This window comes from Brochothrix campestris FSL F6-1037 (assembly GCF_000525915.1).
Lineage (GTDB): Bacteria > Bacillota > Bacilli > Lactobacillales > Listeriaceae > Brochothrix > Brochothrix campestris.
In genome coordinates, this window is sequence record NZ_AODH01000009.1 from 1 (window position 1) to 26494 (window position 26494).

Annotated in this window: 24 protein-coding genes, 1 pseudogene and 1 other annotated feature; of the genes and pseudogenes, 5 read left to right on the forward strand and 20 right to left on the reverse strand. The window is 43.3% G+C overall.

Going from position 1 to position 26494, the window contains the following annotated elements:
• Positions 1-427: 427 nt before the first annotated feature.
• The 10 genes from BCAMP_RS02010 to rpmG form a co-directional block, all read right to left on the reverse strand.
• Entirely contained in the window at positions 428-1810 is a 1383-nt protein-coding gene (locus BCAMP_RS02010) for an L-cystine transporter (protein ID WP_035313264.1), read from the reverse strand.
• 147 nt (positions 1811-1957) lie between these two features.
• A complete protein-coding gene (locus BCAMP_RS02015) occupies positions 1958-2875 on the reverse strand; it encodes a D-ribose ABC transporter substrate-binding protein (protein WP_035313265.1) in 918 nt (305 codons plus the stop codon).
• 12 nt (positions 2876-2887) lie between these two features.
• Complete coding sequence (locus BCAMP_RS02020; RefSeq protein WP_035313266.1) at positions 2888-3823, reverse strand: ABC transporter permease subunit; 936 nt, start codon at positions 3821-3823, stop codon at positions 2888-2890.
• Between the two features lie 2 nt (positions 3824-3825).
• Positions 3826-5304 carry a sugar ABC transporter ATP-binding protein gene (locus BCAMP_RS02025; RefSeq protein WP_035313267.1) on the reverse strand — a complete coding sequence of 493 codons (1479 nt, stop codon included), beginning with the start codon at positions 5302-5304 and terminating at the stop codon, positions 3826-3828.
• A 27-nt stretch (positions 5305-5331) separates the two neighbouring features.
• Complete coding sequence (gene rbsD, locus BCAMP_RS02030; RefSeq protein WP_035313269.1) at positions 5332-5730, reverse strand: D-ribose pyranase; 399 nt, start codon at positions 5728-5730, stop codon at positions 5332-5334.
• Positions 5727-6599, reverse strand: a complete 873-nt coding sequence (rbsK, locus tag BCAMP_RS02035) for a ribokinase (protein WP_035313270.1) — start codon at positions 6597-6599, stop codon at positions 5727-5729. The genes rbsD and rbsK overlap by 4 nt, the downstream gene beginning before the upstream one ends.
• Before the next feature lie 150 nt (positions 6600-6749).
• Entirely contained in the window at positions 6750-7424 is a 675-nt protein-coding gene (locus BCAMP_RS02040; RefSeq protein ID WP_232217889.1) for a LacI family DNA-binding transcriptional regulator, read from the reverse strand.
• Entirely contained in the window at positions 7366-7755 is a 390-nt protein-coding gene (locus BCAMP_RS14230) for a LacI family DNA-binding transcriptional regulator (RefSeq protein ID WP_232217890.1), read from the reverse strand. Before BCAMP_RS14230 ends, BCAMP_RS02040 begins: the two co-directional genes overlap by 59 nt.
• 41 nt (positions 7756-7796) lie before the next feature.
• A complete protein-coding gene (locus tag BCAMP_RS02045; protein WP_035313272.1) occupies positions 7797-8336 on the reverse strand; it encodes a 5-formyltetrahydrofolate cyclo-ligase in 540 nt (179 codons plus the stop codon).
• 72 nt (positions 8337-8408) lie between these two features.
• Positions 8409-8558 (reverse strand): 50S ribosomal protein L33, encoded by a 150-nt coding sequence (gene rpmG / locus BCAMP_RS02050; RefSeq protein WP_035313274.1) that lies wholly within the window; start codon positions 8556-8558, stop codon positions 8409-8411.
• Positions 8559-8777: 219 nt separating this feature from the next.
• On the opposite strand from rpmG, the gene BCAMP_RS02055 reads away from it, so the two are divergent.
• Together BCAMP_RS02055 and BCAMP_RS02060 are read left to right on the forward strand one after the other, a co-directional pair.
• On the forward strand, positions 8778-9140 hold the full coding sequence (locus tag BCAMP_RS02055) for a hypothetical protein (protein WP_035313276.1): 363 nt from the start codon (positions 8778-8780) through the stop codon (positions 9138-9140).
• Between the two features lie 15 nt (positions 9141-9155).
• A complete protein-coding gene (locus BCAMP_RS02060) occupies positions 9156-9671 on the forward strand; it encodes an endolytic transglycosylase MltG (RefSeq protein WP_035313281.1) in 516 nt (171 codons plus the stop codon).
• 44 nt (positions 9672-9715) lie between these two features.
• Here the strand turns inward: BCAMP_RS02060 and BCAMP_RS02065 are convergent, their stop codons facing one another.
• A complete protein-coding gene (locus BCAMP_RS02065) occupies positions 9716-11848 on the reverse strand; it encodes a peptidoglycan D,D-transpeptidase FtsI family protein (protein ID WP_232217891.1) in 2133 nt (710 codons plus the stop codon).
• A 208-nt stretch (positions 11849-12056) separates the two neighbouring features.
• On the opposite strand from BCAMP_RS02065, the gene BCAMP_RS12355 reads away from it, so the two are divergent.
• Positions 12057-12827: a DUF1189 domain-containing protein gene (locus BCAMP_RS12355; protein ID WP_051456806.1), complete on the forward strand. Its 771-nt coding sequence runs from the start codon at positions 12057-12059 to the stop codon at positions 12825-12827.
• 544 nt (positions 12828-13371) lie between these two features.
• Here the strand turns inward: BCAMP_RS12355 and aspS are convergent.
• From aspS to BCAMP_RS02115, 9 genes and pseudogenes are all read right to left on the reverse strand, one after another.
• The gene (aspS, locus tag BCAMP_RS02075; RefSeq protein ID WP_035313283.1) at positions 13372-15144 is read right to left on the reverse strand and encodes an aspartate--tRNA ligase; all 1773 of its coding nucleotides are present in this window, start codon (positions 15142-15144) and stop codon (positions 13372-13374) included.
• Positions 15144-16430 (reverse strand): histidine--tRNA ligase, encoded by a 1287-nt coding sequence (gene hisS / locus BCAMP_RS02080; RefSeq protein WP_035313285.1) that lies wholly within the window; start codon positions 16428-16430, stop codon positions 15144-15146. The genes aspS and hisS overlap by 1 nt, the downstream gene beginning before the upstream one ends.
• Positions 16431-16497: 67 nt before the next feature.
• Positions 16498-16725 (reverse strand) — a binding site (T-box leader).
• A 97-nt stretch (positions 16726-16822) separates the two neighbouring features.
• Positions 16823-18112, reverse strand: a complete 1290-nt coding sequence (locus tag BCAMP_RS02085) for a dihydrolipoamide acetyltransferase family protein (RefSeq protein WP_035313287.1) — start codon at positions 18110-18112, stop codon at positions 16823-16825.
• Between the two features lie 24 nt (positions 18113-18136).
• Complete coding sequence (locus tag BCAMP_RS02090) at positions 18137-19120, reverse strand: alpha-ketoacid dehydrogenase subunit beta (RefSeq protein WP_035313289.1); 984 nt, start codon at positions 19118-19120, stop codon at positions 18137-18139.
• The gene (locus BCAMP_RS02095; protein ID WP_035313291.1) at positions 19121-20143 is read right to left on the reverse strand and encodes a thiamine pyrophosphate-dependent dehydrogenase E1 component subunit alpha; all 1023 of its coding nucleotides are present in this window, start codon (positions 20141-20143) and stop codon (positions 19121-19123) included.
• A 12-nt stretch (positions 20144-20155) separates the two neighbouring features.
• A pseudogene (lpdA, locus tag BCAMP_RS02100) lies at positions 20156-21590 on the reverse strand (dihydrolipoyl dehydrogenase).
• Positions 21580-22665: a butyrate kinase gene (buk, locus tag BCAMP_RS02105; RefSeq protein ID WP_035313292.1), complete on the reverse strand. Its 1086-nt coding sequence runs from the start codon at positions 22663-22665 to the stop codon at positions 21580-21582. Before buk ends, lpdA begins: the two are co-directional and overlap by 11 nt.
• An 87-nt stretch (positions 22666-22752) precedes the next feature.
• Positions 22753-23511 (reverse strand): phosphate acyltransferase, encoded by a 759-nt coding sequence (locus BCAMP_RS02110; RefSeq protein WP_051456807.1) that lies wholly within the window; start codon positions 23509-23511, stop codon positions 22753-22755.
• A gap of 68 nt (positions 23512-23579) precedes the next feature.
• The gene (locus tag BCAMP_RS02115; protein WP_035313294.1) at positions 23580-24677 is read right to left on the reverse strand and encodes a Glu/Leu/Phe/Val dehydrogenase dimerization domain-containing protein; all 1098 of its coding nucleotides are present in this window, start codon (positions 24675-24677) and stop codon (positions 23580-23582) included.
• Positions 24678-25103: 426 nt separating this feature from the next.
• Here BCAMP_RS02115 and BCAMP_RS14235 point away from each other — a divergent pair, with 426 nt between their 5' ends.
• Positions 25104-25763: an SH3 domain-containing protein gene (locus BCAMP_RS14235; RefSeq protein WP_232217892.1), complete on the forward strand. Its 660-nt coding sequence runs from the start codon at positions 25104-25106 to the stop codon at positions 25761-25763.
• Positions 25690-26358, forward strand: a complete 669-nt coding sequence (locus BCAMP_RS14240; protein WP_232217893.1) for an N-acetylmuramoyl-L-alanine amidase family protein — start codon at positions 25690-25692, stop codon at positions 26356-26358. Before BCAMP_RS14235 ends, BCAMP_RS14240 begins: the two co-directional genes overlap by 74 nt.
• The last annotated feature ends 136 nt before the right edge of the window (positions 26359-26494 follow it).

Sequence of the window (26494 nt, forward strand, 5' to 3'; positions counted from 1 at the left end):
TGAAGCGTCACCCGCAGAAAGCGTCCTTCACATTAGGAATGACTACAAAAAAAAGCAGCTACCAAAAAAGGTAGCTGCAAAAATGACTTGTTTTACTAACTTTTGAATAACAACACTATTTGACATAGAGCCAAAAAAAACCTGAGTCTCTCATGTTTGAGAGACTCAGGTTCAGATTATAGACAAAGTCTAAACAGACTTCATTTTCTTTGTAATGCTATTACAGTGACTTTGGCTACAAAATGACTTGACTGAAAAGAAACGGTGTTATATCCTCTCGTTCTAGTAGGCACGACGAGCGAGTGACGGTGCGCGTACCGATAGTACGTAATCCCGAGCGAGCAAGTCGTAACGACCTAGTACAGCGTTTATCTTCAGTCTCAACCTGAGTCTCTCATGTTTAAGAGACTCAGACTGTCAGGCTATCTTATGAGGCGCTAACTGTCGCTGTTGGTTTATCTGCAGCTTCTTTATCAAAGCTACCATCAACCTTACTTGTGACAACACCAGCCACCATTGAATCGCTGACGTTTAAGGCAGTACGTCCCATGTCGATTAATGGTTCGACTGAGATTAACACACCGGCAAGACCAACAGGTAAGTTTAACGCAGATAAGACGATGATTGCCGCAAATGTTGCACCACCACCAACACCTGCCACACCAAATGAACTAATTGCCACAACGGCAATTACCGTTGCGATGAAGCTAAATGAAGTGACATCTGTTCCAGTTGAGACCGCAATCATAATCGCTAACATCGCTGGATAAATACCAGCACAACCGTTTTGCCCAATCGATAGACCGAACGACGCGGCGAAGTTCGCAATCCCACTCGGAACACCCATCCGTTCTTGAGCTTGAATGTTCAACGGTAAGGCACCCGCACTCGTACGTGAGGTAAAGGCAAACGTTAACACTGGCATCGCTTGTTTAAGGTAGGCTTTAGGACTCATACCCGCAAAGGCTAAAATGACCAAGTGGATGATGAACATCACAATAATCGCTGCATACGAAGCAATAACGAACGTCCCCAGTTTTCCAATCGCTGCTAAATCACTTGTTGCTGTTGTATTAGCAATAATGGCAAACACCCCATAAGGCGTTAATTGAATAATCATTCGAACGATGCGGACGATGATGGCATAAAAGGCATCAATTAAGTTCGCAAAAAAAGCAGCTTCTTTCACCTGTTTGTTTTTGACGCTTGTGTAAGCAATCCCTACAAACAAAGCAAAAACAACAACCCCTAGTGTCGACGTGGCACGAGCACCAGTAAAGTCTAAGAACACATTACTTGGAATAAACTCAACAATTTTTTGTGGTAATGTCAAATCAATTGTGGCTGCCTTGTCTTGAATTTCTTGCGCACGGGCAATCTCTGATGCCCCTTGGGTAATGCTGTTAGCATCGAGATTGAACAGTAAAGCAGCGCCAATCCCAACTGCCGCGGCAATCGCTGCTGAAACGACAAGCACCACAATGATGGTTGAGCCGATTTTAGCAACATTCGCTTTCAATTGTAAACGCGTGAACGCTGCTACAATCGATACAAAAATAAGAGGTATTGCTACCATTTGTAAAAATTTAATGTAACTGTTCCCGATAAGACCTAACCAGTCGGTTGTCATCGTTGTAATTTCGTCGGCCGATCCATAAATAAATTGCATTGCTAAACCGGCAACGACCCCAACTGCTAAGGCTGTTAAGACACGCTTAGAAAAAGACACTTTACGTTTTTGCATCACGATAAACAGACTAATAATAATGGCTGCAATAACTAAGTTAATAATGGTTAATGTAATAGTCATGATTCACACTCCTTGTTTTTATCCCGAGTAAATTGATGAGGATTCGAAATTCATCTTACCGTTTTATGCTATCCTTGTCAACAGGAAAAATCAAAAAAACTCACTTTCAACAATCAAAAGTGAGTTTTAGTAAGGGTGTAGCCTTTCTTATTTTTTAGAAGTAACTAACTTCAAATCAACTGAAATTGTTTTTGCTAATGTTTTACCGTCCGCGATTGCTGTGACAGCTTCCACTGCTTTTTGCCCAATCAATTCTGGTTGTTGAGCAATCGTCGCGGCCATTTTACCTTCTTTAACCGCCTTGAGTCCATCGTCATTGCCATCAAAACCGACGATTAAAATATCTTTGCCGGCTGCTTTCGCTGCTTCAACAGCACCAAGCGCCATTTCATCATTTTGGGCAAAGATGGCAGTAATGCTTGCATTCGCTTGCAACACATTTTCGGCGACATTTAAGCCCTTTGTGCGATCAAAATCGGCTGATTGTTTTTCGACTACGGCCAGCTTCGTGTCGGCAACACTATGAAAGCCTTCGCCTCGTTCGCGGGTTGCAGAAGCACCTGGTGTGCCTTCAAGTTCTGCCACCTTGGCTTGTTGGCCGAGTTGGGCAATGATAAAGTCTGCCGCCATTTTACCACCTTCGCGGTTATCTGAAGCGACGAGTGTTTCAACCTTACCTTTATCAGCTGAACGGTCAATCGCTATCACAGGGATATCAGCATCATTGGCCGTTTTAACAGCGGCTGATATTGCGGCTGAGTCAACTGGATTAACTAAGAGCATATCGACATCTTGTTGAATTAAATCATCGACGTCATTGCTTTGTTTCGACGAATCATTTTGCGCATCTGCAATCTTAACAGTGATTCCAGCCGCTTTTGCTGCTGTTTCGATGCCCTCTTTAACGGAAACAAAGAATGGATTATTTAAGGTTGAAATCGAGACCCCGATGGTAATGTTTTTGGCATCCATCTGCCGTTCTTTTTTAGCCCAACCAGGTGCTTCTAAGGAACAGCCGCTGAGAATGACTAACGTTGCAATGAGCAAGATACTGATTTTTTTCATTACTATTCACCCCTATGCTTTACTTTTTTTTCGATCAATTAAGACGGCAATTACGATAACGACACCTTTAACGACCATCTGATAAAAACTAGACACGCCGAGTAGATTAAGCCCGTTATTTAATGTCCCAATTATAAGCACACCGATTAAGGTGCCGATAATCCGACCTTTACCACCGGCTAAGCTCGTACCTCCTAACACAACAGCTGCAATCGCATCAAGTTCATACGATTGTCCCGCTGTTGGTTGTGCTGAATCAAGGCGTGATGCTAAAATCGCCCCCGCCAATGCGGCTAACAAACCTGTTAACGCATAAATCATAATTTTCACTTTGCTCGTGTTAATGCCAGAAATAATTGCCGCTTTTTCATTGCCACCTAAGGCATACGTTTGGCGGCCGAACGCGGTTTTATTCAAAATAAACCAAAGGATAATGAAGGTAACAATCATCGTAATGGCAGGTACGGGGATACCGAATAAGTAGCCACGACCAAACGCTTGAAAGAGGAAGTTGTCACTTAGACCAGTAATCGGATTTCCATCTGTGTAGACGAGGGTCAACCCCCTAAAAATAGTCATCGTTGCTAAGGTTGCAATAAACGGTGCCATTTTCCCAACTGTAATCAATAAGCCGTTAACAGCACCGAGTACAGCACCGATAACACAGGCTAACACAATCGCGATAATTGGATCGACACCACTCACAATAATACCAGCCATAAAGGCGCTAGAAAGTGCCAAAATCGAACCGACCGATAGATCAATACCACCGGTTAAAATAACAAAGGTCATCCCGAAGGCAATCAATGCATTAATCGACACTTGACGTAATAAGTTCAGTAAGTTCAATGGTTCTAAGAAGGCTGGATTCATAATGGCAACAATCGCCACGAGTAAAATCAAGCCGATAAATGGTACTAGTTTTTCTCCAAAACGTTTGATGCTCATCTTTAGTTCCCCCCTGTTGCTAATGTCATTATTTTTTCTTGCGTTGCTTCTGCTCGACTGAGCTCACCCGTAAGCCTGCCCTCGTGAATAACGACAATACGGTCGCTCATACCTAACACCTCAGGAAGCTCTGATGACACCATGATAATGCCGACACCTCGATCCGTCAGCTCGTTCATCAACTGATAAATTTCACGTTTGGCGCCAATATCGACACCACGGGTCGGTTCATCCATAATTAAAAGTTGCGGTCCAATCCCTATCCATTTGGCAATAACAACCTTTTGTTGATTCCCACCAGAAAGTGATCCTACCGCTAAATCAAGCGAGGCCATTTTGATAGCAAGTCGCTTCGCCAACATCCCGGTAAAGGTGCGCTCGTCTTTTTCGAGCATCACACCATGTGGCGAAAAATCCGCAATACTGGCAAGGGCAATGTTATCATTAATCGAAAAATCAAGAATCAACCCTTCATCCTTACGATTTTCGGTAATAAAACCCATTCCCGCTTTTATCGCTTCTTTTGGCCCTCGTAATTTTTTACGTTCGCCCTTAATGATGACCTCACCGCTATCGTAACGATCCATTGCGAACAAGGCACGCATAATTTCGGTGCGACCCGCTCCCATTAAACCAGCCACACCGACAATTTCACCACTGTCGACCGTCAGTGAGATGTTGTTGAATACACCTTTTTTCGTGAGGTTTTTCACTTCGAGAATGCGCTCACCTCGATGCAGTGTTCGTTGCGGAAAACGTTCGGTCAATTCACGACCGACCATTTGCTTGACCACCGTATCAAATGACGTCGCAGCAATCGCCTCCGTGCTAACAGAAATACCGTCTCGCATAATTGTAATCCGATCACACAGTTGAAAGATTTCTTCCATTCGATGGGAAATGTAGACGATTGATACGCCACGTGCCCGCAGTTGCTGCATCACGCGGAATAAATGTTCGGTCTCTGCTTCTGTCAAAGCAGCCGTTGGTTCATCCATAATGATGACCTTTGCCTCAGTCATTAAACTTTTCATGATTTCTGCCATCTGTTGTTGCCCTACAGAGCAGTCGCCAGCTTCTTTATAGAGCGGCAATTTAATCCCGATTTCAGCACATTTCGCCTCTGCCAACTGTTGCATTTTCTTCGTTTGCAACACGCCAAACTTACTCAGCTGTTTGCCAATAAACAGGTTCTCTAACAAGGTTAAGTTAGGGAAGATATTTAACTCTTGATGAATAAAGGCGATGCCGTCAGTTTCGGCTTCTTGCGGATTTTTATAGTTTTTTGGTTTGCCGTCAACCTTAATGTCTCCTTGATCAAGTTGATGTAAGCCGGTTAAAATATTCATCAACGTCGATTTACCTGCGCCATTCTCACCCATGAGCGCATGTATTTCTCCATCTAACAGCTCGAAATCAACACCTTTTAGCACCTCGTTTTTGCCGAATGCTTTATGAATATTTGTCATTGTAATCTTCATTCTTCGAACCTCCTCTACGAGTAGACATTAAAAGTTAACGCCTGCATGTAAGATGATATTCGCATACGGGGTTGCTTCACCGGTGCGAATGACTGCCTTTGTTTCAGGGAGTGCGGCCTTTAATTGTTCATGACTAACAGTGACAATCGGTATCGCTTCACCAAATAATGCCTGAATCGCTGCATAAACGTCAGGATTTTGCGTGATTATTTCGGTCGCAATCGTCACTTTCTCGATGACGAGATGCTCAGCGACATTTTTCAAAACCGTCATAAAACGCGGAACTCCTTGTTCAATCGCCAAGTCGATTTTTTTGACTTCTGTGGGAATCGGTAAACCACAATCACCGATTGCGATGGTATCGGTATGTCCGATATCAGCCAGCGTTTTACTCATGTCACTATTTAACGGTCCGTATCGTTTCATTTTGCCAACAACTCCTCAACAGCAGCACGTGTTGGCATACCTGATTGTGCCCCTAATTTTTGGACTGAGAGTGCCGCTGCCGCATTGCCGAAACGAACAGCTTCAGCGAGCGATTGCCCTTCAGCGAGACCAACAGCAAAGGCGCCATTAAACGTGTCGCCTGCCCCTGTCGTATCTGTTACAGCCACTTTAAAAGCTGGAACGGTCGTTTCTTTGAAACACACACCGTCTGCACCTAACGTAATTAACAACTCACCTGGAAACGCCCCAAAGCTATCGGCCCGTGATTGTTGACCAAAAATAAGAGCTGCTTCCGATTCATTCGGTGTTAAGTAACTGAATTTCGCTAAGGTTTCAGGCGCGACCGTTGCCGCTGGTGCGGGATTCACGAGTAATGGTGTACCCTCGCTCTCACAGACATCTGCTAAATAGGCAATCATCGGTAACGGAATCTCATATTGTGTCAACACAATATCTGAGGCCGCTATCGTTGCTCGTGCTTCTTCAATTAAACTAGCAGAGACACAGTCATTAGCACCCTTAATGACGATAATACTGTTATCGCCTTCTGCAACGGTAATGTGTGCCGTCCCACTCGTCTGATTAGTAAAACGTTTTACTAATGACGTATCAACCTGTTGTGACGCTAAATTTGCCACAATCATTTCACCATAGGCATCGTCTCCAACACAGCCGACCATCGTTACATCCGCTCCTAGACGTGCGGCCGCCACAGCTTGATTAGCCCCTTTTCCGCCTGGAAACAAGGAAAGATTCGTTCCAATCACTGTTTCACCTGCTAGTGGGCGTTTAGACGCACTCACGACCAAATCCATCGATAAACTTCCAACTACTGTTATTTTTGTCATCTTCGTCCCTCCATCTTCAAGAAAGCGTTTTCATTTCTGCTCTAGTATATAGTAAAACGTTTTACGTTGTCAATCACAAATAAAAAATAAAGCGTTAACAGCCAACTCGAACACCAAATGACGAGTTGACGCTACCGTTTGTGCCCTTAATTACCTTTTTTCTTTCGTTTTTACGCTTTCACGTTCCTTTAACGAAATCGGTAAAATGGTGGTTGCAATTTCCACCGTTTCAGTTTCAATTAAGGCGAGCATGTGACGAGCGGCAATCGCTCCGATACGCTGGGTTGGCTGGGTAATTGTCGTTAACGGTGGCGACATGAAGTGTGCCAAATTAATGTCATCAAAACCGATGACTGAAAGATCAGCTGGCACGCTTAACCCCGCTTCTTCAGCCGCTTTATACACCCCAAACGCCATCAGGTCATTACAGGCAAAGATGGCGCTCACACCTTTGTTGATCAGCGCTTGTGCAGCCAAATAACCACTTTGTTCATTAACAAAACCGGCTTCTTCTAACAATGGGGCCTGTTTGATTGCTTTCATCGCAGCCAAATACCCCTGTGAGCGTTGGTAAATATTACTGAACTGCGGTTTCGTGGTAATACAACCAATGGCCGTATGCCCCTTTTGTAATAAGTGTTCAGTTGCTGTCATACCACCGGCAAAATCGTCAATAAAGACACCATTTGTATCGCTGTAGTCACTCGGACGATCCAACAATAAATAGGGCACACGACGACTCGCCAGTTTGCTAAGCAAATGTTTATTATCCGATACTGTTCCGGCTAAAAAAAACGCCATCGACGAAGCGATATAACATTTCATCAACATAACGCTCTTCACGGGCCAGATCCGATGATGAGTTACAGAGCAGCACCAAATACCCTTGCTCCACCAAAATATCCTCTATCACCTTTGCTAATTCCGCAAAAAAAGGATTGGTAATTTCCGACACGATAAACCCAATCGTTTTACTCTTTGTTTTATTTAAATTTTTGGCGAAATAATGTGGTTGATAATTTAATTTTACAATGGCCTCATTCACCTTCGCATGTGTGTCTGTACTAAAACGCTGTCCTTTTTGATTGATGATTAAAGAAACCGTTGTAATCGAGACATCGGCTTCACGGGCAATGTCTTTAATGGTTACCTTCATAGTCTGATCACCTTCTTTTTTTGTTAGTTTCAGCTGTCGTATTACTCAGCAACAAGCACAGTTTGGACTGGCAGGTCATGTGCCTCAACAGGAAGTTCAGTCACAAGCTGTTCACTAAAGGCCAGTGAGATGGTCGTCCCTCGATAGATGCCCAACAAACGATCATAGTAACCACCTCCAAAACCAATGCGATAGCCTGCCGTATTAAACGCAACCCCAGGGACAATTAGTAAATCAATCGTTGCTGCGTCAATCACAGCCGCTGTCGGTAACGGCTCCTCAATGCCCCTTAGAGACTGTGTCGGTGTCGACTTGGTATAGTTACAAAATAAAAGCAAACGTTCGTTAGACTGTGTTCTAGGGATGACAACACGTTTTTGTTCTGCCCAGGCTTGTTCAATGATTGGCTGTGTCGCTATTTCAGGTGCTTTACTCATTGTGATGCCGATTGTTGTCGCCTTCTGCCAGTTGGGACTAGAAAACAATTGCTGATACAGTTGCTGCTCTTTTAATAAGCGTCTATTCGGTGCCATCGTTGCTAACTTAGACAAAATCCTTTGACGTAACCTTTGTTTCGTCATGCTGGGTAACCCCCTTTTTTAAAAAACAGTATAAAAAAAGACAAAATCAAATTGACTTTGTCCCAGGTGTTATTATTTTGTTTCACGGTGTACTGTTGAAGCTTTGTCACGTGGACAATATTTTTTTAATTCAACACGTTCCGGATTAGTACGTTTGTTTTTTGTAGAAATGTAGTTTTGTTCGCCACATTCAGTACATTTTAATGTAATATTTACGCGCATGATTTTCCCTCCCTATTGTCTGATTAATTCAGCACAAGAATGGTTTCATAATATCATTTATTTCACCCTATTGTCAAGTCGATAACGCACAGTTCCTCTTATTTTCAGTAAATCTTTAAAAAAAATGAATATATGACAGTATTACCGATATGCGATATAATTAAACTAGAATTAACAAAAAAAACTAAAACATAGGTGAAAAGAGGTGTCATTCTACACATGAGTCTTATACTAATCATCATTTTACTCGTTCTCGCAATCGTATCACTCGTTCTTTCTTTTATGAAAAAAAGCGATACTGCTGCCTTAGAAAAAGAAGTTGACGAACGTTCTGTTCATCTTTTAAAAGAAAACAGTGCATTACGTGAACGTATTAATCGGATTGAAGATGTTTTACAGATTGATTCATCACAGTCGAACCATAACTTTGCTACCGAACAAATCAATCTTAACGAGTTATTAAAACAAGAAATCACAGTGCTATACACAACTGGCCTCACGCCAGAAAACATCGCCATCAAAACAGCTACACCGCTTGATAAAGTCGAAAAAATCATTCATGATTATGTTCAAAATGTATAACCAAGGAGGACAAATATGTCTAGAGAAGCCTATCGCTGGTTAGGAATCGGTTTTCTGATTGCAGCCATCCTTGTTCTATCGTTTAAGTTGTTTGGCACTGACTCAGAAGCAACCTCAAAAAAAGCAGTGAAGGTTGCTGAAACCACCACTTCAACTACCCCCTCAAACGAACAAGCTGACTGGAAAAAGAAATACGAGGATTTATTGGCTGAAACTGAAACAGCTAAATTAGCAAGTGAACAAGCAGCTGAAGAAAAGGCTGCCAAAAAGACCGAAACAGCTGCTAATGCTAAGAAAAAAAGTGATTCTAACAAAAACAAAGACAGTGTATCTATTTCAATCGGCGAAGGCGAACCTGCCTCCGACGTTGCTAAAAAGCTGGCTGAGTACGATATGATTAGCGATGCTGATTATTTCACTGAGTTTATGCGTAATAACGGTTATGAAAAATTCATCCGTAACGGCACTTACACGATCAAAAAAACAATGAACCTTGATGATATTGCTAAAACAATTACCGGTCAAAACTAAAAAAAAGCACTGAGCCACACAACTTGTGTGGTTCAGTGCTTTTTCTAGTTGTCTTCTTTTGTTATTTTCAAGGCATTGTCAGTCCCATCAGCCTTTTTAGCCCGCTCTTTTTGCAGGTTAAAGTAGGCATCAAACACACCTTTAGCAATAATCATGTTTAAATGGTTCTCATTGTCGCCCGTGTATGCCCAAGGCACAGCTACTGATACAGCGATTTCTGGATCATCATATGGTGCATAACCAACAAAGGTTGTGTTCCAAACAGCCGGAGCTGCAATACCAGATGTGTAATCCCAGTCAGGTCCAGCATAAAATGATTCTGCTGTTCCTGTTTTACCAGCCACCTTGTAGTCCAAGCCGGCAAAGTAGGATGCACCTGTTCCGCCAGTTGTTCCACCAGCTGTGTTATTCATTACCTCGTAAAAACCTTTTTGCACTTGTTCGAAGTAGTTTTTTGGCAAGTCAATCTTATTTAAAATTCGTGCGTTTGCCTGCGTTTGTAACGCACCAACTTCATCATCTTCATTGGTAGCATCACGCACTTGCCCAAGAATATGTGGTGCAATTCGATACCCATTATTAGCAATCGTCGACACATATTGATTTAATTGTAACGGTGTATAACCATCATACTGGCCATACGATAAATCGAGGTATTTACCTGGTTCTGTCTCGGTTCCAATAATACCGGTTGCTTCACCTGGTAAATCAATCCCCGTTGTCGTACCTAATCCAAACTCCGCATAGACTTTGCGCAGTTTATCAAACGCTGTCGTTGGAATATCGAGCGATCCATCTTTGACATAGGTTGCGCCTGCAATATCGAGCGCTGTTTTCATCATATAAACGTTGGATGATTGACGCAAGGCTGAAATATCATTCATTGCGATTGACCCTGTCCGGTTAAACCATGAACTTTTTTTCTCAGTCCCTTTTAACTCAATCGGCTCATCGATTTCAGTATAGCCTGGTTCTTTACCATATGTGTAACCGGCCATCACTGTTGCACCTTTGATAGCCGAACCCATAACATAAGATGATGTAAAGGTTCCGAGTGAGTCATCTTCAAACTTGCCTTTTTTATATTGTTGACCGGCAAGTGTTAAAATTTCACCTGTTTTCGGATTGGTAATAACGACATAGGCCCGATCTAAAAAAACTGAACCAGCTGTTGTTTTCCCCATTCGAAGAGTATCTTTAATGATTTTATCTGTTTTTGCTTGCAAGTCAGCATCAATCGTTAAGACGACATCGCTCCCTTTTTTACCAGCATAATCTTCAATCGTTGAAATAACATTGCCAGACGAATCAGTCTCACTGCTATATTCTGCTTTGGCTCCTCTTAACAACGCTTCATATTGTTGTTCAACATAACTTTGACCCACTCGGTCATTACGAGCGTAACCAAGCGCCAAATAACTTTGTAGACTCTCATCAGGCAAACCTTGTTTCTCACTTGTAACCGACCCTAAAATCGAGCGTAAGGTTGTATCACTGCGGTATGACCGCACCCAATCTTTCGCGGTGTCTACTCCTGGTAGCTCACTTAAGTTTTCACTTACTTTAGCAATTTCAATATCGGTAACATCTTTACTTTTAACGTTGACTGGTGTCAAAGCATAGCCCGCATTAAATTGACGGTAAATAAAGGCGATATTTTTATCTTCGGTTGTCAATTCAGCCAACTGTGGTTTCGTAACACTCTCAACCTGTTTCGCATAATACTCTGCGTTTCCGATTTTTTCAGCTTCTTTATCAGTGATTTTCGTGTTTGCTTTCGCTTCTTTCGGATGTTTTATAATCCAGTAATCAATCAAATCACGTTCGGTAATATTATCGGTATCAACCGTAATCATCGTTGATAATTTTTTAGCAGTCGCAATCATTTCCGCCGTTTTGGTTGTTGATGAACGTGTATACGTAATGGTATTTTCAGGTTTATTGGCGACTAATTTCTTGAAATTACGATCGTATATTTCACCACGCGGGACATTTTTCGTTACGGTTGTGCTATTCGTTTGTTCCACTTCATTTTTATAATCTTCACCATAGACAATCTGTAAAAAACCTAACCGTAAGATTAGGATTGCAAACAAGGTGAACACAATAAAGAATAAAATATTTAATCGTATAGGAATATGCACCTTACGCTTACTCCGGCTTTTTTTACCATTCACATCAAACAATCCTTCCGTTAAAAAAGTACTTCCTTAATTTTAGTACAAATCCGATAATAATGCTAGACACAAGGGGTGTTTCTCACAATTATTCTTTTTAAACAGGAGTTTTTTGCAATTAGCGACTATCTTCGATATGATAAACAGTAAGTAGCGTACCTCAATGTGCGCAAATCATATATTTTAAGGATAGGTGGTCACAACACACATGAAACTGTTCACACGCTTTATTAAAAGTATTTACTCACCCGATGACATTGCCTCTTATCGCACCGTCAAAACCGGTGGCTTCATCGCACAAATCATTTTAATTGCCTGTCTCGCCTTTATTCCGACGGCGTACTTAGTAGCGACACAGTCCACTGCTCTCTTAGCTGATGTCACTGATGTCGTGAAAAATGATTTCCCCGATTTCACCATCAAAGATGGCACCTTACAGGCAACGAGTGACAAAACCATTATGAAATCGTTAAATCAAGGTGTTCTTGGCTTTGCCACTTCTGATGACAACGCTGAATCCAGTTTATCGCAACTTACTCCTGTCACACAAATTGGTGTTGGCTTTTTCAAAGAAGGACTTGTCGTTGAGTATTTTGGAACCTCTCAAACGATTCCCTATTCAATGATCAACTTGGAAAGCAAGGCTGACTTAGTTAAGATGCTCGACTCGACAAAAGAGTCTGCCACCTATGTTCTCACAATGATTTTCATCTTCATGTTCGTGTTATTACTCGTGATGACAACGATTAAAGTCTTCTTTTACGGCTTGTTTGCCTTCTTGCTTGGAAAATCTGGTCGTAAAAACATCACCTATTTGGCAGCTGTAAAAATTTCAGCTTTCAGTTGGAGCTTGATGACGGTTTTCACCTTCATTACTGATATAGCATCTATTTCAATCTCCTACTTATCGGAGTTCAACATCCTGATTACCATTGTGATTATGTTCCTTGCTGTAAAACGCATCCCAATGGAGAAATAAAAGCGATATCTGCTCGTTCAACAGCGTATAAATTGGAAAGATCGTGCTTGCGATTATTTACCATCGCAAGAAGCGAGCTTGAAATTTACTAGCTGTTAGCTGATTGAGCTAGACTAATAAAAGCGATATCTGCTCGTTCAACAGCGTATAAATTGGAAAGGTCGTGCTTGCGATTATTTACCATGCAAGAAGCGAGCTTGAAATTTACTAGCTGTTAGCTGATTGAGCTAGACTAATAAAAGCGATAGCTAACCGGTAGAAGCAAACAGCTTGGAAGAAAAATGTGAGCGATTATTTACCGTCGCAATCATTTTTCTGAAAGATGAAAGCTTCTGGTTGATTGAGCTAGACTAATAAAAGCGATATCTGCTCGTTCAACTTCGAAGATATTGGAATGGAAAAGCGTAGCGACTATTTACCGTCGCTGCTTTTTTAATGAAATATCACAGAAGTTAGCTGATTGAGCTAGACTAATAAAAGCGATAGCTAACCGATAAAAACAAAAAAGTCCGTTGTGCAAATCAAATGCACAGCGGACTTTTTATTATTCTGCTTTTTCTGTAATATCTAGCTGCAACTCAGCCAATTGTTTCGCACTTACAGCTGAAGGAGCCTGTGTCATCGGATCACTTGCACGACCTGTTTTCGGGAAGGCAATCGTATCACGAATGTTATCACGACCTGTCAATAACATCACCACGCGGTCAAGTCCTAAGGCAATCCCACCGTGAGGCGGTGTACCGTATTCAAAGGCATCCATCAAGAAACCAAATTGAGCACGGGCTTCTTCTTCAGTAAAACCAAGCGCTTTGAACATTTTTGCTTGGATGGCACTGTCATAAATACGCAACGATCCTCCACCAAGTTCATAACCATTTAAAACGACATCATAGGCTTGCGCATAAACAGCTTCTGGTTTTGTATCAAGCAATGCCACATCTTCTTCGTTTGGCATTGTAAACGGATGATGCGCTGCTACAAAACGGTTTTCTTCTTCATCGTATTCAAACAATGGCCAGTTCACAACCCAAAGGAAGGCTAACTCATCTTCGTTAATTAAGTTCATTTCTTTCGCGACTTTGCCACGTAATGCGCCTAATGATGCAGCTACAACACTTGCTTTATCAGCGACAAAGACAAACATATCACCTACATGACCGTCTAGTTTAGCAATTAACTCCGCTTGTTTCGTAGCATCGAAGAATTTAGCGATTGGTCCTTTTAATTCCCCTTCTTCTACTTTTACCCAAGCAAGACCTTTAGAGCCATAAATCTTCACAAATTCACCCATCGCATCGATTTGTTTACGTGAATATGCTGCGCCACCACCGACAATGTTAATCGCCTTAACTTGGCCGCCCATTTCAATCGCTTGTGTGAACACTTTAAAGTCACTCTCTGCCACAACATCAGCCACATCGACCAATTCTAACCCAAAACGAACATCTGGTTTGTCGCTGCCGTAACGCGCCATTGCTTCATCGTATTCCATGCGCGGAAACGGTGTCGGGATATCGATCCCTTTAGCTTCTTTAACGACTGCTTTTAACAACGATTCTGTCATTGTTTGAATTTCTTCAGCACTTTGGAAACTTGTCTCAATATCAATTTGAGTAAACTCAGGTTGACGATCACCACGTAAATCTTCGTCACGGAAACAACGGACAATTTGGTAATACTTATCGAAACCAGCAGCCATTAACAATTGTTTGTTCAATTGCGGTGACTGTGGCAACGCATAAAAATGACCAGGATGTACACGGCTTGGTACAAGATAATCACGTGCCCCTTCTGGTGTTGATTTATTCAACATCGGTGTTTCGATGTCTAAGAAGCCTAAATCATCTAACGTATTACGCACTGCGCGCTTAATATCATGACGTTTACGAATAATATTTGACATTTCCGGACGACGCAAGTCCAAGTAACGGTATTTTAAACGGAGGTCATCACTGACATCAACGCCATCTTCAATGTAAAAAGGTGGTGTTTTAGCTGCATTCAACACTTCGATTGATGAAGCCAACACTTCAACCGCACCGGTTTTAATCTTCGTATTCACTTGCGCTGCGGCGCGTTCAACGACCTTACCTTTGATGGTAATGACATATTCACCACGCACATTTTCAGCAATCGCTAACGCTTCTTTTGATTCGTCAGGATTAAAGACGATTTGAACAGCACCCTCACGGTCACGTAAATCGATAAAAATTAAGCCACCTAAATCACGACGTTTTTGTACCCAACCACTTAAAGTGACTTCTTGACCAACAAAGTCAGTTGTTACTAATCCGCAATACGTTGTACGTTTATCCATTAGTTTGTCTCTCCTTCAGCTTGTTTGCTTTGTAATGTTGCAATGAAATCAGTCATTGCCACTTTCTCTTGCGTCCCGGTAGTCATGTCTTTGATATTGATTAAGCCTTCTGCTAATTCCTCTTCACCAACAACGACAACAAAACGGGCATTTTCACGGTCAGCTGTTTTAAATTGACCTTTAACTTTTTTCGATAAGTAATCACGTTCCGCTGTAAAGCCGGCTTGACGTGCGGCCATCGTTAATTTCAGTGTCACCGGTGATACCGCTTCGCCAACACCTACAACGAAAACATCGAGTGTATTTTCAAAAGGCAAGACAATCTCTTCGGCTGCAAGTGCGGCCAGTAAACGTTCAATACTTAAGGCAAAGCCAACACCTGGTGAGGCTGGCCCACCTAGTTCTTCAACTAAACCATTATAACGCCCACCCCCACAAAGGGTTGTAATCGCGCCAAAACCTTTTGCCTCACTCATGATTTCAAAGGTTGAGTGGTTGTAGTAATCCAATCCTCGTACCATCGTTGGATCTTCGATATAGGCAATCTCCAACGCATCTAAATGACATTTAACCGCTGTGTAATAAGCCAATGATTCTTCATTTAAGAATGAAATAATCGATGGTGCAGATGCGATTAACGGATGTGCGTGATCGACTTTACAGTCTAAAATACGCAGTGGATTTTTTTCTAAACGTGTTTGACAATCCGAACAAAATTCATGAATCGTCGGTTTAAAGTGGGCAATCATCGCTTCACGGTGTGCGAGACGACTGTCTTTATCACCCAGTGAATTAATCACCAATTTCACTTCTTTCAAGCCTAATTCTTGATAGATGGATAAGGCAAGTGCCATGATTTCAGCATCGATGGCTGGATCCTGAACACCAATTGCCTCAGCACCTAATTGTACGAACTGACGTTGACGTCCTTTTTGCGGACGCTCATAGCGAAACATTGGCCCACAATAAAACAATTTTGCTGGTTGATTCACCTGTCCGAACAATTTATGTTCAACATAGGCACGCGCAACTGAGGCTGTTCCTTCAGGACGTAACGTCATTGAACGGTCTTTGCGGTCTTTAAAGGTATACATTTCCTTAGTGACGATATCGGTTGTATCACCGACTCCTTTTTGAAACAGCTCAGTGTGTTCAAAAATAGGTGTGCGGATTTCACTGTAACGCGCACGTTTAAAGAGTTGTTGTGCCACCTGTTCGATGTACTGCCATTTTTCACTTTCTCCTGGCATAATGTCAACTGTTCCACGTGGTATTTGAATTTTCATCGGTCAATGACCTCCTTTATAATTTTAAGTACAAAAAAAGAAAACAAACGTCACCCTGCTCTAACGAACAAGGGACGAGTGTTTTCTTATCACCCGTGGTACCACCCTAATTGAAAACACACTGTGTTTTCCACTCTCAGTTAACGCCTGATAACGTTTCACTCTACTGGCAAGCGTTCGAATGAAAACCTCCTAAGTGTCTTTCAAACAGGGTTTGGTGAAAAACCTTACAGCCACGGGTTTTTCTCTCTGAAACCAAACGATCTCTTTTACTTTTCTTAATCAACGGTATCTCTATGTTTAATATATTTATCCTATGATAAATTAAGAAATAAGTCAATAGAACGATTCCGTTTTTTGAGACTTTTTCAGTAAAAGACGCTTTTTATTAATTAATAGACGTTCGTCGTTAACGGATCAATTGTTTCGACGCTCGTTTTTATCTCCTGTAAAAAACGTCCCGCAACGAGGCCATCTAACACACGATGATCAATTGAGAGGCAGAGGTTCACCATGTCCCGAATCGCAATCATGCCATCTTTCACTACCGGCCGTTTAACGATTGACTCCACTTGTAAAATCGCGGCCTGTGGATGATTGATGATGCCCATCGACTGGACTGAACCGAATGATCCCGTCGAGTTAACCGTGAACGTCCCACCAGTCATTTCGTTAGCACTGAGCTTACCTGTCCGTACTTTTTGCGCCAACGTATTAATCTGTTTACCGATGCCTTTCACACTCAACTCATCTGCCTGTTGAATTACAGGTACGAACAAGGCGTCATCCGTTGCTACCGCAATCGATAAGTTAATCGCTTGGCGTTGGATAATCGCTTCATCAGTCCACGTACTGTTTAACTCAGGGTATTTTTTCAACGCCTGTGCCACCGCCTTCACAAAGAAAGCAAAATAACTAAGACTAAATCCTTCTTTGGCTTTGAACTCATCTTTGAGGCGATTACGTGCCACAACGAGCGCAGTAGCATCGACTTCGACCATCACCCACGCATGAGGAATTTGCTGGACGCTTTCAACCATGTGTTTAGCAATGGCCTTACGAACGGGTGTTAACGGCACTGTTTTATCGCCTGATAATATCGCTGCCGTATGAACTTGCGTCGGTGGTGGCGTCGGCGCAACACGTGGTGCAACGGTTGCTTCAGCTCCACTTGCTGGTGCCACTTCCTTCTGAGGTGGTGCTGTCAATACGTCCTTGCGGGTAATTCGGCCGCCCTTACCAGTACCGCTTAAGTGGCTTAAATCGAGACCACGTTCATGTGCGAGACGGCGTACAACTGGTGAATAACGGCCACGCTCTAACGGATTTATTTTAGCAACGTTCGGTTGTTTTTCTGCAACGTTCGGTTGTTTTTCTGCAACGTTCGGTTGTTTTTCTGCAACGTTCGGTTGTTTTTCCATCATTGCATTGTTGCTTGTTGGTGCGGTCTCAATCGTACAAATTACCTCGTTGATAGGCACTGCCACGTCGATAGCGGCCACTAAGTCTTTAATGACGCCTGTAAATGACGAGGGTATTTCGGCTGTCACTTTATCGGTAATCACTTCTGCAATCGGATCATACTCATTGACTTGGTCACCCGGTTGTACGAGCCAGGCCGTTAATGTACCTTCGGTAACACTCTCACCTAATTGAGGCATTGTGATGTTTTCAATTGCCATGTTTTCACTCCCCTATGTTTATCATTAAAAGGTTGCTAATTCGCGCATTGCTGCTTCGACTTGATCACCGTTCACTAAAAAGGCTTTCTCAATCGAAGACGAAAAGGGCATTGCCGGTGAATCAGGTCCTGCTAAGCGTGCAATCGGAGCATCGAGGTCAAACAGACAATGTTCCGCCACAATCGCAGCCACTTCACCAATAATACTGCCTTGCTTGTTGTCTTCGGTTATGAGTAGTACCTTGCCGGTTTTTTGTGCGGCAGCGATAATACTCGCTTCATCTAACGGATAAATCGTTCGCAAATCAAGCAGATGAACTGAGATACCGTCTTCGGCTAACGTTTTAGCTGCCTCATTGGCTAGCGACACACATAAGCCGTATGTGATAACGGTTAAATCGGTGCCCTCACGAACAACATTGGCTTGACCAATTGGCACCAAGTGTTCGCCTGCTGGCACTTCTTCTTTTAACAAACGATAGGCACGCTTATGCTCTAAAAACAAAACGGGATCATTAGCTCGAATCGCTGCCTTGAGTAGCCCTTTAGCATCGCTTGGTGAAGATGGCATCACAATTTTCAATCCTGGTTGCCCCATAAAGATTTTTTCAATTGACTGTGAATGATACAAACCGCCATGAACACCACCACCATAAGGCGCACGGATAACCATCGGAACAGTCCACTCATTATTCGAGCGGTAACGCATACGGGCCGCTTCTGAAATAATTTGATTGATGGCTGGCATAATAAAATCGGCAAACTGCATCTCGGCCACCGGTCGTTTGCCATAGAGCGCTGCGCCGATACCTACACCGGCAATGGCCGATTCTGCCAACGGCGTATCGATGACCCGTTCCGCCCCATAACGGGCATACAAACCTTCAGTTGCCTTAAACACACCGCCTTTTAGACCGACATCTTCACCAATAACAAACACATTCTCATCGCGTGCCATTTCTTCATCCATTGCTAGCGTAATCGCTTCGATATATGATAAAACCGCCATTTAATCGCCTCCCTGTGATTCATCGTAAACATGTAAACCAAGTGTTTCTATTTGTGGCGCAGCGGCTTCTTCGGCATACGTCGTTGCCGCTTGAATTTCCAAGCGCACACGCTCAGCAATGGCAGCTAAAGTATCCGCATCACTATGACCTTCATCGAGCAACTGTGCCTCAAAAAGGGCTAATGGATCATCGAGACGGGCAGCATCGACTTCTTCACGGCTCCGATACGAACGGTCATCATCATCCGATGAATGTGGGGTGAAGCGGTAGGTGACTGTTTCTATCAACGTAGGCCCCTCACCTGCTCGCGCCCGTGTCACTGCCCGTTGAAATGCTAAATAAACAGCAGCAAAATCATTGCCATCAACTGTTTCACCAGGAATACCATAACCAATCGCACGATCAGACAGTTGTGCGGCCTTATACTGTAATTCTTGTGGCACAGAAATCGCGTACTGATTGTTTTCAATCACAAATACCACCGGCAAGGCATGCACACTTGCAAAATTTATCCCCTCATGAAAATCACCCTGGTTTGAGGAGCCTTCGCCACACGAGGTGTAGGCCACAATCGGGTCATTTGACATTTTGGCAGCTAACGCAATTCCGGCTGCATGCGGAAATTGTGTTGTTACTGGTGAACTTTGCGAAACGATGCGGTGTGCCTTATGCCCATAATGTGCAGGCATTTGTCGCCCACCTGAGTTTGGATCTTCGGCTTTACCAAAGGCGGATAGTAACACCTCTTGCGCCGTCATACCAAAGGCGAGTACGACCGCTAAATCACGGTAATAGGGCAATGTATAATCAATCTGACGATCAAAGGCAAAGGCAGACGCAATTTGCGCCCCCTCTTGACCTTGACCCGAAATATTAAATGGTAATTTGCCGGAACGATTAAGCAACCAAATGCGCTCATCTAAGCGCCTTGCCATTAACATCAGTTCATACATTTCGTGAAGTGTGTCACGTGAGACCCCCATTTCACTTAATGCCGTCGTCTTGCGTGCAGTTTTTAACATCAGCTTCCTCCTTTAGGCATGGATGGCATTGCCATCGACAGCGAGCGCTGCTTCAGCCAATGCTTCAGATAAGGTTGGGTGTGGATGAATCGTCGTGCCAATTTCCCAGGCAGTTGCATCGAGCACCTGTGCTAAACCTGCTTCACTAATTAAATCGGTCGCATGTGGTCCTATCATCGCTACGCCCAACAAATCGTTTGTTGCTTGATCCGCGATGACTTTAACAAAACCGTCGGCCTCACCATAGACGAGCGCCTTACCGTTGCCCTTGAAGTCAAATTTACCGACCTTCACCTCATAGCCACGTACTTTTGCCTCAGCTTCGCTAATACCGACACTGGCAATCTCAGGAGCGGTATAAATACAACGTGGCACCTGTTCATAATTTATCGCAGTCGCTTGTCCATCAACAATATAATTCACCGCTTGTAAGCCTTCATGCATTGCCACATGGGCTAGCTGTAGCGTATTGATACAGTCACCAATTGCAAAAATATGCGGTTCTGCCGTTTGATAATGGTCATTTACGTCAATGTAATCGCGGGTCGTTTTAATTTTAGTGTTTTGCAACCCAATCGTTGTCGTATTCGGTTTTCGACCGACTGCAACCATCATCTTGGCCGCTGTGTAGGTCACGTCTTTGCCTTTAACCGTGGCTGTAATACTGACCCCGTCAGCGGTAGTCTCTAACGTTTCTGCCAGAACGGCCGCCTTGGTCACGCATTTGATGCCCCGTTTCTTGAAAGTTCGGGTTAAAGCTTTGGCAATATCAGCATCTTCAGTCGGAACTAGATGATCCGCGTATTCTAGCACTGTCACCTGTACTCCGAAATCGGCCAACATCGAGGCCCATTCAACCCCAATCACGCCACCACCAACAATCAAAATCGACTCGGGTAAGGACTCGAGTTGCAACATACCATCAGAACTGAGTACCTGTTGTTCGTCACAGGTTAAACCCGGCAATGATGCGGGTGATGAACCGGTTGCAATAATGAGTTGCTTCGGTACAATCATCTCTGGCTCCTTGTCTGAATCATAGACGACTGAAATTGTCCCAGCCGTCGGCGAAAAAAATCGACGGCCCTAAAATCGCACCTGTGCCAGTAAAAAGATCAATCTTACCTTTTTTGATTAAATAGACAATCCCGGCCTCAAGTTGGTCAATCACCGCTTGCTTGCGTGTTTGCACTTGTTTAAAATCGATCGCTGCTGCTGCTAAACCAACAGCATTAACCCCAAACTGTGCGGCTTGTTGCACGGTTGCCAATACTTCTGCTGAGCGCAATAATGCCTTTGTTGGAATACAGCCGCGGTGCAAACACGTGCCACCGAGTTTAGCTTGCTCGACTAACGCAACAGTTTGTCCCTTTTTAGCCGCTTCAAGCGCTGCGACATAACCGCCTGTTCCACCACCTAACACAACCACATCATATTCATTCGCCATCTAACCTGCCTCCTTCGTATGTTTTAGCTTGCTCATCACCATTTAACACGCGCTGAGCTCCTTCATTCAATGCTTCGAGTTCATCCTCACCTGGTTCGATGTAAATCGGTGCTAGCCACTGGCATTTTTTAGAAATCATCGCCGTAAAGAGGGCACTGTTTGCTAATCCCCCCGTTAGGATCACACCATCGACCTCACCATCAAGTACAACCGCGCAGGCACCAATTTCTTTGCTTACTTGATAGGCCATTGCTTCAAAGACGACGTTAGCGGCCATTTCTCCGGCAATTACTCGTTGTTCAACGACCCGTAGATCATTCGTGCCTAAATACGACACCACACCGCCTTGACCGACCAGTTGACGGTAAAAGGCGGCAGACGACAGTTCATCCGCCAAGGCAACAGTTTGCATCATCGGTAAACCACCTGAACGTTCAGGACTGAAGGGCCCATCACCATCAAGGGCATTATTAACATCAATCACTCGGCCATTACGATGGGCACCGACTGAGATACCACCACCTAAGTGGGCAATCACCCAGTTTTTTTGTTCGTAAGCGACACCGATTCGTTTGGCAACTTTTCGTCCCGCTGCCTTATGGTTGAGCGCATGAAAAATACTCTTACGTTCGATGCGCGCATGACCTGATATTCGGGCAATTGGTTGCAGTTCATCGACGACGACCGGATCAACGATGAAAGCAGGAATACTATGCAATTCGCTAATACGGTGAGCCATTAACGCACCTAAGTTTGAGGCATGTTCACCGTATGTTGCGGTTCGTAAATCCGCGAGCATTTGCTCGTTAATCGTATACGTACCGCTCGCCATTGGAGCCAATAAGCCCCCACGACCGACGACAGCATCCAAATCTGACAGTACGAGGTTTTCTTCCGCTAATTTTGTTTTAATAAAGTTCGTACGGTAGTCGTACTGCGCAATAATTGACGGAAACGTTTTCAACTCAGTGGTCGGGTGACTGCCTGTATGTTGAAACAGACAGGTTACTCCACGATAGACCGCCATTTTAGTTGAGGTTGAACCCGGATTGATTGTTAGAATCACGTTACTCATCAGTCAATCCCTCCTTCATTTGCTTACAATTCAGCAATGCTAATTGCAACGAAGCTTCTTTGCTAGCCATTGAATCGCTCCGTGAGGTTAAAATAATTGGCACCTTTGCCCCATAATCGCACCACTTATAACGGAAGGAATAAACCGCGTAATTGTTTTATACATTAAATTGCCACTCTCAATATTGGGCACAATTAACACGTCGGCATCGCCTTGAATCATCCCCGTGTATTTCTTTTGTGCTGCGGATGATGGATCAGTGGCAATATCCATCGACAACGGGCCTTCAACAATCGCTGCACAAGCACTCGCTTTAAAATAATCAGCGACAGCCTTTGCATCGACTGACGACTGCATCTTTGTACTCACTTCTTCGACGGCACTGAGTACGGCTACCCGCGGCTCCTTAATGCCAATAGTTTGAGCCACTGCAATCGCATTGGCCGTAATCGCAATCTTCGTCTTAACATCTGGCATAATATTTAAACCTGGATCGCTTAGCACCCACCGGTGGCTGCCATCCTTGAACGTTATCACGGACACCTGCGATAACACACCTTCAGTACGGAGCTGATTTTCTTTTTGTAAAACGGCCCGTAGCAACGTGCTTGTGTGTATGGCTCCTTTCATGATAATTTGCGCTTTTTGCGTCTGTACGGCGTTAATTGCACCTGTGACTGCTAACGCATCGGTGGCACACGCCACATAATCATATGCGGCAGAGGCTTCTAACTGTTGCTTCGTGCCAAATACGATAAACTGACACAGCCCTTTCGCTTGCATCGGTATCACAAATTCATCAATTAACCGTTGATCGCCACCAGCAATCGCTACTGTTATCGGCATTGTCATCATCCTTTATCTGTTTTGTTTGATCTAAGTTCACGCCCCTGTTACCTTTAATGATGACGTGCTTAAGACTTACGACTAATTGACGAGTGTTCCGTTTGCAAAAAGTTGCTCCGCATCGCCTTAACTTGTGCAATCCGTTGCTCTGCTAATTCATCCGCTGCTATCGCGGGTATAATGTTTTTTGTTTTGGCAATCTCAAACACTTTACCAATTTGATTGTAAATTTCTTTTACCTGCTTTATTGCACGTGCTTCATTATAGCCACTCAATTCATCCGCAACGTTAATCACACCACCTGAGTTAACAATGTAGTCAGGCGCATACAAAATACCACGTGCTTCCAACATTTGACCATGTTTTTCGAGATCCATCAACTGATTGTTAGCACTACCACAAATTGCTTTAACACGCAGGCGTTGAATCGTATCATCATTTAAAATCGCCCCAAGGGCACAGGGTGCAAAAATATCAGCATCCACGTCATAAATCTCATCGATGCCAACTGCTGTAGCATTTAAATTTGTGACAGCACGTGCAACAGCCACCTCATTAATATCAGTCACGATCAGTTTTGCTCCTTCGGCATGCAGTAATTCACATAAGGTATAAGACACATTACCGACACCTTGCACACTGACTTTTTTATCAGCCAACGAGTCGCTACCAAATACTTCTTTGGCGGTTCGTTTCATCGCATAGTATATTCCCAAAGCCGTTTTAGGACTCGGATTACCTGAGGATCCAGCCCCCGCGGTACTGCCTGTCACATAATTCGTTTCATTGTAGATGAAGTTCATGTCATCTTCCGTTGTGCCGACATCTTCAGCAATAATATAACGGCCATTGAGACTTTCAACATAGCGACCTAAGGCTCTGAACAGTGTTTCACTTTTATCGGTACGTGGATCACCGATAATGACGGTTTTTCCACCACCAATATTTAGACCGGCAGCAGCATTTTTATAGGTCATGCCGCGCGATAAACGCAAGACGTCATGCAACGCTTCTTCTTCAGTCGCATAGGGCCACATCCGACAGCCTCCTAACGCAGGTCCAAGTGTCGTATCATGAATCGCGATAATCGCTTTTAAACCTGACGCTTTATCGTGGCAAAACACCACTTGTTCATACCCATCTTGTACCATCGTCTCAAATAACATATTAATTCCTCCTCAAGGTTCATCGCTCCAGTGTCGTTTCATCTAAGGGAGAGTGGCCGGAACGTGATGTGCTGTCGACACTTTTTTGACATATTCGCTTCCCTCACCACTCATTATACAAACAATGTATGCGCTTTCATAGTGAAAGGCGTGCGTTTTGCTTTCGTTTTGAAATGTTCTAAAATTCACTCTTTTCTGACTATTCTGTCTCTCACGTTTTTTTCATATCTTTCCTATTATCTGTTTTTACGATTATCACTAAAAAAAATCATTAAAATCAAAGGACTATTACTATTGATAGACACTAAACTATGCTAAAATTAAAGCATTACTATGCAATTATTCTTTTTTTAAACAGTTTACATTAATCACAGAATGGAAGTGTCTCAATGACCGTAACTAAACGTCCGAGCAAAAAAAAAATTAATGTTCATTTCACTCTTATCCATCCTATTAATAGCAAGTGCGATTGTTTCAACCTACGCTTTAACACAAGCGAATTCTGTCAAAGTAACGGCAGAAGTATTAAACGTCCGCAATGGTCCTGGACTTTCGTATGATATTATTTCACAATCACGTAAAAATGATCGCCTTAAGGTGATTGCAGAAGAAAATAAATGGTATAAAGTGACTTTGACGAGTGGCGAGATTGGGTGGGTGGCCAGTTGGCTCGTTGAAAATGTTGATGTATCGGCCGCAAGTAACTCCAACGGTAAAGTAGTCGCGACTTTAGCAAATGTCCGAGCAAATGCCGACATTAACGCGACTGTACTCGATACGGTCAACAAAAATAAAACAGTCACGGTTGTTAGCTCACAAAACGGCTGGACACAGGTGACCTACGATAAAATAACCGGTTGGATTAAATCAGATTTCATTAAGGTTGAAGGGGCTTCAACCGATGACACAACCGCCTTACAAAAACTAACCATCCGTGAAGCCAATACGAATATTCGCGATGAGGCCTCAATCAGTGGCAATTTACTCGAAACGGCGCAACCAGGGACAACTTATGACATCATCGATTCAAAAGACAGTTGGTATGAGGTCAAAAACAACCGCTGGTACAACTGGCTATGTTGCTAACTGGGTCGTTACTGTCGGTGAAAACGAGCAGGCAGCTACACCAACTGTTACCTCATTATCTGAGGCAACAATTGTGTTAGACCCCGGACATGGTGGTAACGATACCGGTGCCATTGGCAATAATGGCACGTATGAAAAAACAATTGCTTTAAAAACAGCCGCTGCCATCAAGGCTCAAATCGAAACGACCGGTGCTAAAGTCATCATGACTCGAACCGACGATAGCTATATTGGATTGGCAACGCGAGCCAACAGCACAAACAAACATGGGGCTGATGCCTTTCTCAGCATCCACTTTGACTCAACTGAAGAACCAAACACTGCTTCTGGTACTTCAACTTACTATTACAACGATAACGATCAAGACTTTGCCACAACGCTGAATACGCAATTAGAAACGAGCATGCCATTAGAAAACCATGGTATTAAATATGGTGACTTTCAAGTACTGCGTGAAAATACCGCACCAGCGTTGCTGTTAGAACTTGGTTACATTAACAATGGCTACGATGAAACAACCATTGACACTGATGATTACCGTCAAAAAGTCGCACAGGCAGTTACAAATGGCTTAATTAATTATTACGCCAACTAAAAAAGCTAATTCTTATCGAGAATTCGATAAGAATTAGCTTTTTTTATGGTATCGTGTTAACGCATGCTACGTTTTTTTTCTTGGAGTGACGGTAATACGTTTCAATCGCAAAATAGCACACGACTATCATGATAAA

Excerpts from the sequence above, each read along its gene's own strand:
- BCAMP_RS02085 (WP_035313287.1), bottom strand. The coding sequence starts at position 18,112 with ATGGCAATTGAAAACATCACAATGCCTCAATTAGGTGAGAGTGTTACC.
- rpmG (WP_035313274.1), bottom strand. The coding sequence starts at position 8,558 with ATGCGCGTAAATATTACATTAAAATGTACTGAATGTGGCGAACAAAAC.
- BCAMP_RS14235 (WP_232217892.1), top strand. The coding sequence starts at position 25,104 with ATGTTCATTTCACTCTTATCCATCCTATTAATAGCAAGTGCGATTGTT.
- BCAMP_RS02010 (WP_035313264.1), bottom strand. The coding sequence starts at position 1,810 with ATGACTATTACATTAACCATTATTAACTTAGTTATTGCAGCCATTATT.
- rbsD (WP_035313269.1), bottom strand. The coding sequence starts at position 5,730 with ATGAAACGATACGGACCGTTAAATAGTGACATGAGTAAAACGCTGGCT.
- hisS (WP_035313285.1), bottom strand. The coding sequence starts at position 16,430 with ATGAAAATTCAAATACCACGTGGAACAGTTGACATTATGCCAGGAGAA.
- BCAMP_RS02045 (WP_035313272.1), bottom strand. The coding sequence starts at position 8,336 with ATGACGAAACAAAGGTTACGTCAAAGGATTTTGTCTAAGTTAGCAACG.
- BCAMP_RS02015 (WP_035313265.1), bottom strand. The coding sequence starts at position 2,875 with ATGAAAAAAATCAGTATCTTGCTCATTGCAACGTTAGTCATTCTCAGC.
- BCAMP_RS02090 (WP_035313289.1), bottom strand. The coding sequence starts at position 19,120 with ATGGCGGTTTTATCATATATCGAAGCGATTACGCTAGCAATGGATGAA.
- BCAMP_RS14240 (WP_232217893.1), top strand. The coding sequence starts at position 25,690 with ATGACATCATCGATTCAAAAGACAGTTGGTATGAGGTCAAAAACAACC.
- BCAMP_RS02110 (WP_051456807.1), bottom strand. The coding sequence starts at position 23,511 with ATGCCGATAACAGTAGCGATTGCTGGTGGCGATCAACGGTTAATTGAT.
- BCAMP_RS02115 (WP_035313294.1), bottom strand. The coding sequence starts at position 24,677 with ATGTTATTTGAGACGATGGTACAAGATGGGTATGAACAAGTGGTGTTT.
- buk (WP_035313292.1), bottom strand. The coding sequence starts at position 22,665 with ATGAGTAACGTGATTCTAACAATCAATCCGGGTTCAACCTCAACTAAA.
- BCAMP_RS02040 (WP_232217889.1), bottom strand. The coding sequence starts at position 7,424 with ATGAAATGTTATATCGCTTCGTCGATGGCGTTTTTTTTAGCCGGAACA.
- aspS (WP_035313283.1), bottom strand. The coding sequence starts at position 15,144 with ATGGATAAACGTACAACGTATTGCGGATTAGTAACAACTGACTTTGTT.
- BCAMP_RS12355 (WP_051456806.1), top strand. The coding sequence starts at position 12,057 with ATGAAACTGTTCACACGCTTTATTAAAAGTATTTACTCACCCGATGAC.
- BCAMP_RS02055 (WP_035313276.1), top strand. The coding sequence starts at position 8,778 with ATGAGTCTTATACTAATCATCATTTTACTCGTTCTCGCAATCGTATCA.
- BCAMP_RS02025 (WP_035313267.1), bottom strand. The coding sequence starts at position 5,304 with ATGAAGATTACAATGACAAATATTCATAAAGCATTCGGCAAAAACGAG.
- BCAMP_RS14230 (WP_232217890.1), bottom strand. The coding sequence starts at position 7,755 with ATGAAGGTAACCATTAAAGACATTGCCCGTGAAGCCGATGTCTCGATT.
- BCAMP_RS02060 (WP_035313281.1), top strand. The coding sequence starts at position 9,156 with ATGTCTAGAGAAGCCTATCGCTGGTTAGGAATCGGTTTTCTGATTGCA.
- BCAMP_RS02095 (WP_035313291.1), bottom strand. The coding sequence starts at position 20,143 with ATGTTAAAAACTGCACGCAAGACGACGGCATTAAGTGAAATGGGGGTC.
- rbsK (WP_035313270.1), bottom strand. The coding sequence starts at position 6,599 with ATGACAAAAATAACAGTAGTTGGAAGTTTATCGATGGATTTGGTCGTG.
- BCAMP_RS02020 (WP_035313266.1), bottom strand. The coding sequence starts at position 3,823 with ATGAGCATCAAACGTTTTGGAGAAAAACTAGTACCATTTATCGGCTTG.